Here is a 13,540-nt window from a genome sequence, read left to right as displayed (position 1 = left end):
CCGACGCAAGGTGTGTATATTTGCGATGAATATGCCTTGCTAATTGGCAAAGAGGGGGGGAATTGAGATTTATTATGCCAAATGGCGAAGAATAAGTTGTATTACCGTTTGGAGATTCATTCTTGGGAACAGAGTATTGTCCGAATTGTGAAGTTTATTCGGTAGAATTAACAGAGCCAGTAGATTCTAAATGTATACATTATGGTTCAGTATCTCCACTAAGAAATACCTAATATATATAACATTATCGACTTGCAGGTAATGATAATGTCTTATGCGCCATATTTATTAGATCGTTCGGCAAACCCAGCCAGAACTGCGTAGTCTCGTTCTCGCCGACGATCCACTGCCCATAGTCCTTGTTTCTGTCCAAATCGATGTATTTTGCAATCGAGCCTAGTTTTGCAAAGTTACTATTCGGAAAAGTACCTTTTATGCGGAGGTTTGACATGGAGCCTCTACGGACATGATTTCGCTTCAACGGATATTGAGCTGTCATGCCCAAATCGTTTTAAAGAAGAAAGGAGGCTTGGTCTGTTCTTATACCGACTATTGCATTTGACAATCCGGACGAGAATAAAATAAAAGAAAGGATGATATGTTCAATGAACAACCCTTGGTTTCAAAAGTCGTTGGTAAAGCTTTTGTTTTTGTTTACTCTGGGCATTGGTTTGTTAGGGTTCAATCATTCGCAAGCCCATGCGCTCGACAATGGGCTTGCGGAAACGCCTCCGATGGGCTGGAATGGTTGGAACGCCTTTCGTTGTAACGTTGATGCCGATCGCGTGAAGGAAACGGCTAAAAAGATTGTTGAGTCCGGGATGAAAGAAGCGGGCTATCAATACGTCAACCTCGATGATTGTTGGATGCTTGATCATCGCGATGAAAACGGCAATTTGATTCCCAATCCGGAAAAATTTCCAAACGGGATTAAGGAAGTCGCCGATTATGTTCATTCTCTCGGTCTGAAAATTGGTATTTACGCAAGCGCAGGTACAACGACTTGTGCGTGGTACCCTGGTAGTCTCAATTATGAAAAGCAAGATGCCCAAAGTTTTGCCGAGTGGGGAATCGACTATTTAAAGTATGATAATTGTGGCGACCCTCTGGGTCGACCGATACAGGAACGCTATGAGAAGATGCGCGATGCGCTTGCGGATACAGGACGGGACATTGTTTTCAGTATGAGCGTTGGGGGAGGCGATGATCCGTGGGAATGGGGCAAGCAGGTGGGCCATCTGTGGCGGACAAACGGTGATATTAGTGATTCGTATCTAAGGATGTTAGTCGTATTCCTTAAGAACGTTGAACTGTATCCGTATGGCGGTCCGGGCTATTGGAATGATGCCGATATGTTGGAAATCGGTAACGGGGGCATGAGTCTAGAAGAATATCGTACCGAATTTGGTCTTTGGTCCATAATGGCTTCGCCATTGCTCGCGGGTACCGATTTACTGAATGCCCCCCAAGAAATTTTAGATATTTACACCAATCGTGAAGTGATTGCGGTGAATCAGGATCCAATCGGAATACAGGGACGCCCCATCAAGCAGCAAAACGACGGTAATTTAGTATTGTTGAAACCGATGGCCAATGGGGACAAAGCCGTGTTGTTCTTCAACTCAAACGATAATGCATCAAATATGGAGATAAGTCTTAGTCAATTGGGCATACCACCCTCTGTCGACAAGAAAAACTATACGGTTCGGAATCTCTGGGCACATGAAACGGCAACGACCACAGATAAAATCAGTGCTTCTGTTCCGTCTCACGGGATTATGATGTATCGCATCAGTCCGGGAACGGGAAATGAGGTTTCAACTGACGGATTTAAGCGTATTATCAATAATGACGGCAAAGAAATTTGGGTGAAATCGTTGTCTGACGGAAGCAAAATGATTACATTGGTCAACCGGACTGCTGCAGCGACAACAATCAGTGCTGAACCGGAAAAATTAGGTTTCAAACATGCATCGGTTTATTTGGCTGAAGACTATTGGACTGGCCAAATAATGAGTTATGCCAGCAAAATCGTCTCCGATGTTGAACCATTTTCAGCGGTCACCTACCGTGTTACACCGGGAAAACCGAACGAGGTGCCTGCCGCTGTTAGTATATCGTTTGACGGTCCTTCTTTTATAGCCCCAGGTGAAACCAAAACGATCATAACAACGATGACCAATTATGGAAGAGTGGCTGTCCATAACCTGGATCTCAATCTAAATGTACCGGAAGGATGGAATGTAATCCCCGGATCGGACACCACATTTCAAACCATTCCACCGGCAGGCAAAAACAATTCCGTTAAGGTGAGTTGGAAGGTGACGGTGCCTCTAGACGCTGGGGTTGGCTGGAGTCATCTTACAGCGAATGCCATGTTCAATTCTGGTGGGGGAAATCAGGGGCATGTACTCTCAGGATTTTCCGTGCAAGTCCCGTCCGCCCCTCCGCCGGAAGATACATTTCTCAGCGACATGCAATTTTTCGGCAACGTTTCAAACGGCTGGGGTCCGGCTGAAAGGGATACAAGTGTCGGCGGGAACGTTCAAGGAGATGGCAATATGATCACTCTGAACGGTAAAGGGTATGAAAAAGGATTGGGTGTCCATGCTTACTCTAAAGTTTCATTTTATATTGGTAAAAACTTTTCAAGGTTTATCTCTGATATCGGACTAGACGGTGAAACTCAGGGGGCCTCTGTCGTCTTTAGATTGTGGGGAGACGGGAAAAAACTCTATGATAGCGGTGTAATTAAAGATAACGCGGATTCCCAGCATGTCAATGTTGATGTTTCCGATGTTGATGTTCTTATGTTGGAAGTAACGGACGGTGGCGTCGGCAATAGTGCGACTCATGCTGATTGGGCTGGAGCTAAGCTGTTGAAAGAGGTGTTAGTAGATGACATCAAGATCAACGGGGAATCCTTCTCAAGTTTTGATCACGTAACCAAAGATTACTACATGACATTTTTGGAAGGCACGATATCGGATGTACCCACGGTGGAAGTCATTCCGACCAATAACGATGTCAAGGTAGATATTTCACCGGCTGAACAACTTCCGGGTACCACCGTAATTACCGTCACCTCAGCAGATGGATCAGTGACGAAAACGTATAAGATTCATTTTAACATCACTTCACAATTGTATTTAAGCGACCTTCCGTGGATTTATGCGACGACTGGCTGGGGAACGATTCATCGAGATGCTAGTGTCGAAGGGAACCCGATTAAATTGCTAAGTGATTCGGGCGTTGTCACCTATGATAAAGGAATTGGAACGCATGCTAATTCAGAAATTATTTACGACATTGCCGGGAGAGGGTATGATCGCTTTCAATGCTACGTAGGCCTTGACCAGGAAGCAAACACAAACGATATCGGATCCGTAGATTTTCAAGTATGGGCCGATGGTGAAAAATTGTTTGACAGCGGGACGATGAAAAGAGACACTCCGGCCAAGTTTGTTGATGTTGATGTTAGTGGGAGGAAACAATTAAAGTTAGTCGTTACCGATGCTGGCGATGGAATTGGCAATGATCACGCCGATTGGGCGGGCGCCCAATTTATTGCTGACAACACGGCTCCCTAAATCCATACAAAGATGAACGGTAAGGATCTTCAAACTGAAGCAACTATACCTGATTCAAATCGTTGAGTTCACGTGGCATGTGAAAGAAAAGAAAGCGAAATAACCAAAGTATCCGCAACATTCGACCTTACAAAAGGACATCGGTGATCTATCGCTCCATTGATTTATTGCCTCATAAACGCACAAATAGTAGGGGTGTAGCAACTCCGCAAGCATCGTCAGCGGAAGAGACGCTTACTTTTTTAGGAGTCATTTAACCTGACGTGAATCTGCTTTTGAAATACGTTGTCATTACGTTAACGGGGAACGATAGCTAAATAAATAACTAAGACGCGGCTGCCGGCATGGATCGGCAGCCGCGTTGCGCTAACTGGCAGTTATGCTCAAAAAACTATGTTAAACTGGAAGAAAACTACTCATTAGGGGAAATTGTGCGTTTCTATTGCAGATATTACTACGAGAAGGAATGATGGAGTGAAATATATGGATATATGGATCGGGATGGAAGGTTTGTAATTGAGCCCGTATTTGAATTTGCCCGTTTTTTCTCTGGGGGGATACCCATGTACTATAAATGGGAAGACACGGTTCATTTCGCTAGATGGAGATACAATACTTGAAGTGAATTTCCCCTTTGTGAAAACGGACGAGCTTTATTCACCAACGGAAGTAAATTTGGATATTTTGACATGGACGGGAACATTTCAATCTCGGCAGTGTTTGATCATGCCTATGTTTTTTCGGAAGGATATGCCAGTGTATTAGTACCTGAAGGCAAAATAGCTATAATTGATGTAAACGGGAATTTGATCAATGAATCAATGTCGCTGGAGAATTAGTGATCGATCCGATCTATGATTCGCCAATATAATTATTGCCGTTGTATTACTGGGTTTCGTTATTGGTGCGCTGTTCTTTGCTACGTGGATAAATAAAACGATAAATGATACTTCACACATAACACGATTTTCAGAAGAAAGCGAACAGTTTATCACCTTTGTGCGCAATTACGATTCCTTAACGCCGGTAGAACTTATGACCGCCGAGCTTGACCCGCAGACATTCAAAGATGCCGCGGCTTTCGCCCCTGACCACGGTACGGCGAATGATTTACAATACATTGCCGAACTAATTAAGCGATATAATGACGACGCAGACGTCGAAGTGCTACAAGAAGCTGCCGCGATATTAAATGATGTCATTCCCCATATTCGCGAAACATTGTAGAAATAGAGGGCCTCTGACAAGGCGATAGTTATCTAGAAGCCTGAAGTGTAATTCGAAAATAGTGACTCAACTAACAGGTAACAGTTAGCTGAATAAACCCGCGACAGCAGCCGACCCGCAATCGGCTGCCGTTTCTCAATTAACGGGAGTTTAACGCAACTTTCCAAATGGTGGTAACGTTTATAAATTATAGGGTGAGGTGAAGGTGTGGAACGGTCAATAAAAATAATGCTTTTAGGTATTGCTTTTATGCTTCTCGGTCTATTTATACAAGGTGAACCAGGTATTGAGATGTATGGAAATGAATTTTTTATTGTACTACTTGGTTTTATGATGACTTTATTTGGTGTTTTTGCGAAAAGATAATAAAGTTTTTAAGCGTTAAATAAGGATACGATTTCTTTAATACCAACAACCCGAACGTTATGCTAAAACCAGCTAATATCTTTTCAACATTTTTCTCTTAAATTAAGTTGGCGGTATACTAAAAATAGGTGCACTAAAGAACCTTCTCTGCGAGTACTGGAAGGTTTATCTTTGGGATGATAAATATGCCAAGTAAGCTAAATCGACAAAGCTTTCTTAGGGTTTTCCTGCTTCACGCTTTTTATTGTAAAACTCACGCAATCTCTTGCTGCCTGCTTTCTTCAAACCGCATAATACGGCGAGATATAAGGCGTGTCGCAGCTTCTTTGAGCCATGTTTTGTAATGCAATTGGTTGTCGCTGTGAACTTGACTGAAGAGTAAACACTAGACTAGGGTCAATTCCCGCGAAAGCAACCAGCTTTTTGGCGTGATTAAACCGATGGATTTCCCCGATTTCTGAGAGAATCGTTGCAGCGATTTTGCCTCCTATACTGGGAATCGATTGAATAATCTGATAAGCTTCAACTTCTTCAGCAAGGGCATCAATCTGACTTCGTAGGTGGGAAAGATGCTCTTGGTACTGAACATGGACAGGTTGAGTGAAGGAATGTGGGAGCGTAGACTCGCGAGATGTGGGAGGGTAGACCGCCATGAGCCCATGTGGAGATCCAAGGGAGCAACCCCATAACATCCACTTTTTAAAACGAGTGGTCTAGGTGGAGACTTTTTTTCACTTCAATGGCCCCATAAATTTCTTCTTCTGCAACTTCATACCACTTAAATGTTATCTGCTAAATAGTAAACTTGGGTCAAAATTTAAGAAAACGTAAGTATTTAAGAGAAAAGTGATTCTCCATAGAGGCAGGATAGTTTTAAGAGTATGTTGAAAATTAATTGGAAAATTTTTAGTCAATTATTTAACTCATTCTTGAGGTATCTGATGGAGCACCATGTACCTAATTTTCAGAAAGTTCTTGACTATGACGTTAGGTCATAGTTCATAATTCTCTCTATGAATACATAACTAGGAGTGAGAGATATGAACATAAAAACATTGCGTTCAGACCAAATTTATCAAAAAGTTGCCCAAGCTTCGCCCGAGGAAAAGATTGAATTATTCAGAAACGAAATGATGGCTCCCTTTATGAAACAATGGCAAATTCAACAGATCCCTTTTAAAGCTGAAGAGGCGAATGGTTTTGACGTTATTACATTTAATAGTATGATGCATCGATCCCCTGATCAGATTACCCAGCAGATTTCACCTGAGGTAGAGTTGATTTCGTCAGATTCTTTTTGGTTAGAGTGTGAGCACGCTGTAAGGAAAAGCCTCCGTCTATTTATAGAACATGAAATAAGTCTCCCCGTATCCGAATATTTGTTTACCATTCAACTAGGGAATCCGGAAAGCCGTGCCTTAGCAATAAACGAAGGATATAGCGGCTTTGGGGGCATTCCCGGGTTTATCTGGGGTACACTCTTGCCAAATGAGTACACGATTCCTCGAATGAAGGCTGCGCTGGCGCATGAATGCAACCATAATGTGCGATATCAATTTATTCAGTGGGATCACACCGTTAATTTGGGCGAGCTAATTGTAAGTGAAGGATTAGCTGAAAACTTTTCTACGTTCATGTTTGGAGAAGAGTTCCTAGGCCCTTGGGTAACGAAAATAAACGCAGAAACACTTAACGGACGCATAAAGCCTGTGCTTAGAGAGCAATTGCAACTAACCGGGTTTGATAAATTTGCTCCGTATCTTTACGGTGATGAGATTGCTAAGCTTCAAAACTTTGAACCGGTCAATATGCCTTATAGCGCGGGTTACGCTTGCGGCTATTATTTAATCCAATATTATTTAAGAGAAACGGGGAAAACGATCTTTGAGGCCACCATAACGCCTGCTGCTCAAATACTAGACGAAGTAAAAGGATTTTGGGATGAAGAAACCATTATTAGCCGTTAAAGATATTGTTCAGATTACAGGCATAACAGGCCGGACCCTGCATTATTACGATAGAATTGATTTATTTAAACCGACGCATCTGACGGAAAAAGGGTATCGCCTATATGATCGAAGCAGTTTGGAAAAGCTTCAAACGATTTTATTCTTGAAGGAATTGGATTTTTCCTTGAAAGAAATTGCGGACATTTTAAAGCTAACCCGGCAAGAACAGAAACAAATAATAAAGAAGCAGCGACAAATCTTATTATCGAGAAAACAAAGACTAGAAACCATCATGGTAGCTCTCAATGAATACGTTTCGGGGAAAGATATTAGCAATTTGCAAATATTCAACCATTCTTCCGTTTTGCCATTGAAAGAACAATATGCAAATGAGGCGAGATTCATTTATGGTGAAACAGAAACGTATAAAGAGTTTAATGAAACGTTGGAAAAATTATCACTAGATGATAAAGAGGAACGTTTTCAATCCATGGAGGAAATATTCAAACAAATTGCGTCTTGTGTCGATCTAGAACCTTCTTCCGATGAAGTTCAGCGACTAATCGAGGAGTGGAAAAAAATTTTAATGCAATTCATGACATGTGATGCAGAGTTACTGGCTTGCATGGCTCATACCTACAAATTCGATGCACGATTCAAAAACTATTTTAATCAATATAGCAATGAAGATTTTGCAGATTTTCTTTACAGTGCAATAATGCACAATATCAATCGGTAATCATCTCAATGAATGGTAAATGCTCAACTGCCAGTCTTAAAACAACAACGTGATGGTACTCAAGAATTATTTTATTCAGCGAATCGTTTTACACGGCATTGCTTGTGACTTGACTCTTCCGCATAGATATGGTTTACGGTTTAATTGGAAGGGGGAGATTAAGTTTTATACGACTGGTCAATTAGAGCGAGAGACGGGCATTATTGAAAGGACAATTGCTTACTATAATAGTTTAGGACTCCTCACATTAAAGAAGAAGCAAGGGAAAATGAGGCATTGATAACATAAGCTATTACGCTAAACATTCCTGTAGAGCTTAAGAAATGAGCTTTGTAAAAAAGGGAGCGCCTCGGTATGATGGGTTTGTCGACAACACATCAAGGAGGCGCTCTTACTATGAAGTTTAAGCAAACAGACGCACAAAATCAACGGATTGAACAAATTACCACCTCGCATCTCGTCGTAGGAATCGACATGGCCAAAGAAACACATGTGGCTCTGGCCACAAATTTCCGTGGAATCGTCGTTTCCAAACGGCATCTCTCATTCTCGAATTCCATTGAAGGATTTGAAAAGTTGAGCCGCTGGATGAGCGAATTACAGCAGAAACATCGCTTAAAAAAGCTCATCATTGGCATCGAGCCAACCGGTCATTACTGGTTTAACCTGGCTAACTGGTTATCGTATAAGGGCTTACATGTGGTTATGGTGAACCCTGCCACGACAAAGCGTAATAAAGAAAATCGAGATAACTGTCCATCAAAGAACGATCCCAAAGATGCGTTGGTTATCGCAGATGCAGTCAGTCGAGGGTTCTACTATGAATACACGCGTCAATCGCTTGTGTTTCAACGATTACGGACGATGATGAGTGATCGAGAATTCTGGGTGACGAACAGTATTCGGCTGCAGAATCGGATCATACGCTGGCTGGACATTCGTTTTCCCGAATATCCATCTGTATTCAAAGACTGGACTTGTAAGCGAGCGATCATTGGCGACACGGAAGACATTCCCTTGCCCACAGGATTTGCAGAGGTATACAGCACCGGATGTTATTAATGCTTGGCGTGAATTTATGCAACGTGCCGGGGGTTCTACGGGGATAGAGAAGGCTGCACAACTCATCGCACAAGCAAAACGCAGTGTCGGAGAACGAACTGCTGTAGAAGAAGCTAGAGCAGACTTAAAACGGCTCATTGAAGAATATGAGCGTGTTACCAACATGCTGGAACAGATTGAAAAGGACATCGAAGCTTTGCTTACTGAGATTCCTATGGCGCAGCAGCTTCGAATCATAAAAGGACTGATGCCATAACGGCTTTCGTTCGCTGTATAAGCTCCCGGACTTCTTCCCACGAGACCGTAGGAGCTTCTCCCGTTGTTCCGTTGATGATCAACCCTGAATGTCATGAGCCAATAAGTTCGTGATATAGCGCTCGTAAGAGGTGACATCTAGCGACTCGTCAGTCAATAACGTCGTTACAACCGGAACAACTCTGATGGATTCCGCTCGAAGTGTCTATGCACGACTGTTATTGGTTTGATGGCAGAATCATCTTATGTGTTCAAAGTTACGGCATTCGATGATAAGAGTAACGAAAGCGAGCCGGACTGAGTGTGGAAGCAGCTACTTTGCCTAAGCTGGACACCGAATCGCCGGAATGGCCGGACGGCAGTGAAATACTTACAAGCAATTATATTCATTATTTAAGTTTACACTAAATTAAGTATGCGCTAAAATAATATCATGAATATAGATCAATTATTTACTGCCATGGCGGAACCGAACCGCAGAAGGATGCTTGAACTTCTTCGTTCCGGGGGCAAATCCGCCGGTGAACTGTCGTCTGTTTTTGATATTAGCAACTCTGCCGTATCCCAACATCTAAAGATTTTATCGAATTCAGGATTGGTTGCGGTGGAAAAGCGGAAAACCAGCAGAATTTACTATTTACGAAAGGAGGGCTTTCAAGACTTACAGCAGTATTTAAATCAGTTTTGGTACGACCATCTGCTTGTTCTGAAGCAATTGGCAGAGGAGGAAGAAAGGGAGAATCAAACTCATGAATAATTTTCTTGTGGAACATAAGTTGTTTATTCAAGCCCGTCAGGAGATCATCTATTCCTACTTTGTGCAACCCCAGAAATTAAGCCAATGGTTGGGTAGGTCGGCAAATCTGGATCCTAAATATAATGGAGGGCTTCGTATCAACATGAACCAAAACGATTTCGTCCAGGGTAATTACAGGATATTGGAGCCATATAGCCGTATATGCTTTACTTGGGGCTGGGATGGAAGTGAATCTCATCCTCCTGGTTCTTCGATTGTGGAGATTATTCTAGATCCTCACGACAATGGCACTTGGTTAACGCTTACGCATGCCGCGATTCCCGATGAAGAGCTGGATTGTCATAATCAAGGCTGGGAACAGAATCTATTTCGACTAAAGAACCTGCTTCAAGAAGGTGTAGCGTATGGGTGAGATTGTTGCAGAGCGTCATCTATGGGCATTGGATGTAATGAATATCGCTCCATCTGATCGTATCCTGGAGATCGGCTGTGGCTACGGTCATATGGCCTCTCTGATTTGCAGCCACTTGATTGAAGGTCGGATTACCGCCATAGACCGATCGGAGAAGATGATACAAGCAGCCAAGAAGCGAACCGCTCCATTCATGTCTTTGGATAAGGTGAGATTCGTAACAGCCTCTATTCATGAAGCAGACTTGGGTACCGAACGCTTTGATAAAGTCTTTGCCGTCAATGTCAATGTGTTCTGGATGAAGGCCGAACGAGAGCTTGCTGCGATCAAGCAGCACCTTCTTCCAGATGGACACGTTTACTTATTCATTCAACCTCCGGCACCAGGTAGGCTAAGAACAATATCGGACTTAATGTCACATAATCTGCTTGAAGCCGGATTTACGGTGTCGAACGTTGTGGTAGAACCGAGACATCCAGTCCAAATGGTCTGCGTGATTTCAAAAATGTAGAATTGGAGTGACTTTATGATAAAAATAAAGATTTAGTTGCTGTCGTTACCGGAGCGGCGCGTGGAATCTGGCGTGGTATTGCACTTGTATTGGGGAAACAGGAGCAACGATATACGTTACAGATATCGAATCTCGAAATCGCAAGACCTCAGAACTGCCCGGAAGTGTCGAAGATACGGCTGAACAGCTTACGGAACGAGGTGGCGTAGGAATTCCGGTACGACTAGATCACACAGACGATGACGCTGTTGCGGAAACCATAAAAAGAGAACATGGCGTCCTTGATTTGCTTGTAGCCAATGCATTTAATGGCAATGCCATTCCATTCAAAAGTGATCCATTTTGGAAGCTATCGCTTACCAACTGGCACAATATGATCGACAACGGATTGCGCAATCATTTGGTTGCTGCATGGCATGCCGCTCCATTGCTGAATAGGCGCAAGGGCCGTATCGTATTGACGGGATTAAAAACCTCAGACGAGGGGATTATGGGCAATCTCTTTAATGACCTGGCTATGAATGGCATTAGCAAGTTGACGCATGCCTTGAATTATGAACTAAGCACACATGGAGTCACTTCAGTAGCTATTTCGCCCGGTTTTACACGTACTGAAGCGATTATGGCTGTCATGGGCGGGAACTAATTGAGGAGTATCACAAATTTGTAACTGAAGAAGCACTGGAGCCTTTGTATCAATCTTTTCTGGATTGGAAGTCAGGTTCATTACCCTATTTCGAACTTACAGAGCTAATCCATCAATTCCATAAGAAGAATCAGGAGATCTATAAAGACTTCAACTACACAGACCATAACGACCTCCTACTACTTTCCAAAATAAAATTGGGTCGATTAACTGAGAAGGACGTTATTGAAAATAAACGGCTACTGGAACGATTGGATTGTGAGGACAAAACCTAGGACAACAAGTTGCCAACTACTTGATAACGGTGCACCACTGAATTTCATCCAAGGTATGCTGGGGCATGAAAAAGCATCAGCCACGCAAATCTATGCTCAGCTCCGTGACGAGCGCCGGAGAGAACTTTATCGGCGATTTTTTTAGCATGAAATAGCGGTGGATTCGCCTTTAGAGATCCGCCGCTATTCAACTAAAGGGCAGACTTTTTTGCACTTCAATGTTCCCATAAATTCCTTCTTCTGCAACTTCATACCACTTAAATGTTATCTGCTAAGTAGTAAACTTGGGTCAAAATCTATGAAAACGAAAGTATTTAAGAGAAAAGTGATTCTCCATAGAGGGAGTTTAGTTTAATGATCAAAAATAATAAGCAGGAGATAATATCGTAATTGTTAAAGTATAAAAATATTAGGAGTTTAGAAAAGGGGTATCTACGTAATTTTATTACGTAAAACGATCTTATTACGGTAATTACGAATTGAATTTCGTAGAATAAAAGTTAATATGACATATCCGAAAACCAAATTTCACATTTTACTATACTGTGACTTTATTTTTGTTATTATGAACTGTGACAAGATGTTAATTGTTTGGAAGGAATTAGTAATTCTTGATAGAATAAATATAAAGATGATCAGGTAATAAATTTGTACGCATAAGGAGATGAAACTATGGCAAAAAACAAATTACTAAGAATGGACAATGTTGGCATCGTTGTAGAATCCCTTGATGACGCAATCTCTTTCTTCGAGGAGATTGGCTTGAAGCTCGAAGGGCGAGCTACTGTCGAAGGTGAATGGGCTGGTCGCGTAACCGGGCTGGGTTCACAGTGTGTAGAGATTGCTATGATGGTTACCCCAGATGGCCACAGCCGACTTGAACTTTCGCGATTTCTCACCCCACCTACTATATCAGATCACCGAACTGCTCCTGTAAATGCCCTCGGTTATCTACGCGTCATGTTCACCGTTGAAGACATTGACGAAATGGTATCCAGACTCACTAAGTATGGTGCTCAGCTCGTTGGCGAAGTGGTTCAGTACGAGGACTCGTATCGGCTCTGCTACATTCGTGGAAGTGAAGGACTTCTAATCGGTTTGGCGGAACAACTCGGTAATAAATAAGTGACGTTTAAAAGAAGACTTAACAGAAATATACATTACTAGAGTAAAAATAGAAACAGAAAAGCAGTGTGAAAGTATCTCGAAGAAGTCGGGGGCATCATATAAACACCGCATTCACGCTCCGGGTCTGGCGATCCTCGGTCCCGGAAACAAGGAACGAGGAAGTAATTGCCGGGACACCTCCGCACCGACTAACCGCATCGCGGCCGGCAGCAAGCTGCCTTAACTCGGTGGGACTTCATGATGCATGAACTTTAACGGAAATCAATGCAAAACCAAATTAAAGGGACTCAACTAACGGGTAAGAGAGTGGAATGGAGCAGATTGCAACGGCAGTCTGCTTTTTTCATTGAAGTAACGGGCAGCATTCCTATTATGAAGAAATACGAGATTTGAGAAACAAAATGACTCCTTGGTATGATGTTAATGGGTCCACGACGCTGGCGGGCTGACGGATCCCAAAAACAAACCAAGGAGACTACAAGATGCATTCTACTCAAAATGAACGCATTAATCAAATCACATCTTCTACCTTAATTGTCGGTGTAGACATCGCAAAGTTTAAACATGTGGCTCGAGCACAAGACTACCGCGGAGTCGAGCTCGGGAAGCCAATTACGTTTGAA

The 13,540-nt window shown here is 42.6% G+C and carries 15 protein-coding genes and 3 pseudogenes; 16 read left to right on the top strand and 2 right to left on the bottom strand.

The window, feature by feature from the left end; genetic code table 11:
- Window positions 1-605: 605 nt before the first annotated feature.
- The 5 genes and pseudogenes from NNL21_RS14365 to NNL21_RS14355 all read left to right on the top strand — a co-directional run bounded on the left by NNL21_RS14365 (window position 606) and on the right by NNL21_RS14355 (window position 5,183).
- Entirely contained in the window at window positions 606-3,590 is a 2,985-nt protein-coding gene (locus NNL21_RS14365) for an NPCBM/NEW2 domain-containing protein (protein WP_204817986.1), read from the top strand.
- 491 nt (window positions 3,591-4,081) lie between these two features.
- Window positions 4,082-4,210 (top strand): WG repeat-containing protein, encoded by a 129-nt coding sequence (locus NNL21_RS36780; RefSeq protein WP_204817985.1) that lies wholly within the window; start codon window positions 4,082-4,084, stop codon window positions 4,208-4,210.
- A gap of 66 nt (window positions 4,211-4,276) precedes the next feature.
- Window positions 4,277-4,429: pseudogene (locus NNL21_RS36775) on the top strand (WG repeat-containing protein); the annotation flags it as partial.
- Window positions 4,430-4,625: 196 nt separating this feature from the next.
- The gene (locus tag NNL21_RS14360; protein WP_204817983.1) at window positions 4,626-4,817 is read left to right on the top strand and encodes a hypothetical protein; all 192 of its coding nucleotides are present in this window, start codon (window positions 4,626-4,628) and stop codon (window positions 4,815-4,817) included.
- A 207-nt stretch (window positions 4,818-5,024) separates the two neighbouring features.
- Entirely contained in the window at window positions 5,025-5,183 is a 159-nt protein-coding gene (locus tag NNL21_RS14355; RefSeq protein ID WP_204817982.1) for a hypothetical protein, read from the top strand.
- Between the two features lie 222 nt (window positions 5,184-5,405).
- Here NNL21_RS14355 and NNL21_RS14350 read toward each other — a convergent pair.
- Window positions 5,406-5,770 (bottom strand): annotated as a pseudogene (locus NNL21_RS14350) (transposase); the annotation flags it as partial.
- Between the two features lie 453 nt (window positions 5,771-6,223).
- Between NNL21_RS14350 and NNL21_RS14345 the strand changes: the two are divergent.
- From NNL21_RS14345 to NNL21_RS14330, 4 genes are all read left to right on the top strand, one after another.
- Window positions 6,224-7,150, top strand: coding sequence for a DUF2268 domain-containing putative Zn-dependent protease (locus NNL21_RS14345; protein ID WP_204817981.1), 927 nt, complete (start codon window positions 6,224-6,226; stop codon window positions 7,148-7,150).
- Window positions 7,125-7,871 (top strand): MerR family transcriptional regulator, encoded by a 747-nt coding sequence (locus tag NNL21_RS14340; protein ID WP_204817980.1) that lies wholly within the window; start codon window positions 7,125-7,127, stop codon window positions 7,869-7,871. The genes NNL21_RS14345 and NNL21_RS14340 overlap by 26 nt, the downstream gene beginning before the upstream one ends.
- A 396-nt stretch (window positions 7,872-8,267) precedes the next feature.
- Entirely contained in the window at window positions 8,268-8,933 is a 666-nt protein-coding gene (locus NNL21_RS14335) for an IS110 family transposase (protein WP_256555245.1), read from the top strand.
- Window positions 8,934-8,949: 16 nt separating this feature from the next.
- Entirely contained in the window at window positions 8,950-9,189 is a 240-nt protein-coding gene (locus NNL21_RS14330) for a hypothetical protein (protein WP_256555244.1), read from the top strand.
- Here the strand turns inward: NNL21_RS14330 and NNL21_RS14325 are convergent.
- Complete coding sequence (locus NNL21_RS14325) at window positions 9,167-9,271, bottom strand: hypothetical protein (RefSeq protein WP_256555243.1); 105 nt, start codon at window positions 9,269-9,271, stop codon at window positions 9,167-9,169. The genes NNL21_RS14330 and NNL21_RS14325 overlap by 23 nt on opposite strands.
- A gap of 350 nt (window positions 9,272-9,621) precedes the next feature.
- On the opposite strand from NNL21_RS14325, the gene NNL21_RS14320 reads away from it, so the two are divergent.
- The 7 genes and pseudogenes from NNL21_RS14320 to NNL21_RS14290 all read left to right on the top strand — a co-directional run.
- On the top strand, window positions 9,622-9,945 hold the full coding sequence (locus NNL21_RS14320; protein WP_204817979.1) for an ArsR/SmtB family transcription factor: 324 nt from the start codon (window positions 9,622-9,624) through the stop codon (window positions 9,943-9,945).
- Window positions 9,938-10,357, top strand: coding sequence for an SRPBCC family protein (locus NNL21_RS14315; RefSeq protein ID WP_204817978.1), 420 nt, complete (start codon window positions 9,938-9,940; stop codon window positions 10,355-10,357). Before NNL21_RS14320 ends, NNL21_RS14315 begins: the two co-directional genes overlap by 8 nt.
- The gene (locus tag NNL21_RS14310) at window positions 10,350-10,868 is read left to right on the top strand and encodes a class I SAM-dependent methyltransferase (protein WP_204817977.1); all 519 of its coding nucleotides are present in this window, start codon (window positions 10,350-10,352) and stop codon (window positions 10,866-10,868) included. Before NNL21_RS14315 ends, NNL21_RS14310 begins: the two co-directional genes overlap by 8 nt.
- 67 nt (window positions 10,869-10,935) lie before the next feature.
- Complete coding sequence (locus tag NNL21_RS14305; RefSeq protein WP_204818507.1) at window positions 10,936-11,514, top strand: SDR family oxidoreductase; 579 nt, start codon at window positions 10,936-10,938, stop codon at window positions 11,512-11,514.
- A gap of 258 nt (window positions 11,515-11,772) precedes the next feature.
- Window positions 11,773-11,934 (top strand): tyrosine-type recombinase/integrase, encoded by a 162-nt coding sequence (locus tag NNL21_RS14300; protein ID WP_256555298.1) that lies wholly within the window; start codon window positions 11,773-11,775, stop codon window positions 11,932-11,934.
- 527 nt (window positions 11,935-12,461) lie between these two features.
- The gene (locus NNL21_RS14295; protein WP_204817976.1) at window positions 12,462-12,914 is read left to right on the top strand and encodes a VOC family protein; all 453 of its coding nucleotides are present in this window, start codon (window positions 12,462-12,464) and stop codon (window positions 12,912-12,914) included.
- A gap of 485 nt (window positions 12,915-13,399) precedes the next feature.
- A pseudogene (locus NNL21_RS14290) lies at window positions 13,400-13,540 on the top strand (IS110 family transposase); the annotation flags it as partial.

This window comes from Paenibacillus mendelii (genome assembly GCF_024498075.1).
Lineage (GTDB): Bacteria > Bacillota > Bacilli > Paenibacillales > Paenibacillaceae > Paenibacillus_Z > Paenibacillus_Z mendelii.
The sequence above is the reverse complement of the archived record's forward strand: the minus strand, read 5'-3'. Positions and strand labels throughout refer to the sequence as shown.

Bases quoted from the DNA above. Each gene is read 5' to 3' on its own strand.
- NNL21_RS14335 (WP_256555245.1), top strand. From the start codon at position 8,268: ATGAAGTTTAAGCAAACAGACGCACAAAATCAACGGATTGAACAAATT.
- NNL21_RS14340 (WP_204817980.1), top strand. From the start codon at position 7,125: ATGAAGAAACCATTATTAGCCGTTAAAGATATTGTTCAGATTACAGGC.
- NNL21_RS14310 (WP_204817977.1), top strand. From the start codon at position 10,350: ATGGGTGAGATTGTTGCAGAGCGTCATCTATGGGCATTGGATGTAATG.
- NNL21_RS14365 (WP_204817986.1), top strand. From the start codon at position 606: ATGAACAACCCTTGGTTTCAAAAGTCGTTGGTAAAGCTTTTGTTTTTG.
- NNL21_RS14345 (WP_204817981.1), top strand. From the start codon at position 6,224: ATGAACATAAAAACATTGCGTTCAGACCAAATTTATCAAAAAGTTGCC.
- NNL21_RS14360 (WP_204817983.1), top strand. From the start codon at position 4,626: ATGACCGCCGAGCTTGACCCGCAGACATTCAAAGATGCCGCGGCTTTC.
- NNL21_RS14320 (WP_204817979.1), top strand. From the start codon at position 9,622: ATGAATATAGATCAATTATTTACTGCCATGGCGGAACCGAACCGCAGA.
- NNL21_RS14330 (WP_256555244.1), top strand. From the start codon at position 8,950: ATGCAACGTGCCGGGGGTTCTACGGGGATAGAGAAGGCTGCACAACTC.
- NNL21_RS14295 (WP_204817976.1), top strand. From the start codon at position 12,462: ATGGCAAAAAACAAATTACTAAGAATGGACAATGTTGGCATCGTTGTA.
- NNL21_RS36780 (WP_204817985.1), top strand. From the start codon at position 4,082: ATGGATCGGGATGGAAGGTTTGTAATTGAGCCCGTATTTGAATTTGCC.
- NNL21_RS14315 (WP_204817978.1), top strand. From the start codon at position 9,938: ATGAATAATTTTCTTGTGGAACATAAGTTGTTTATTCAAGCCCGTCAG.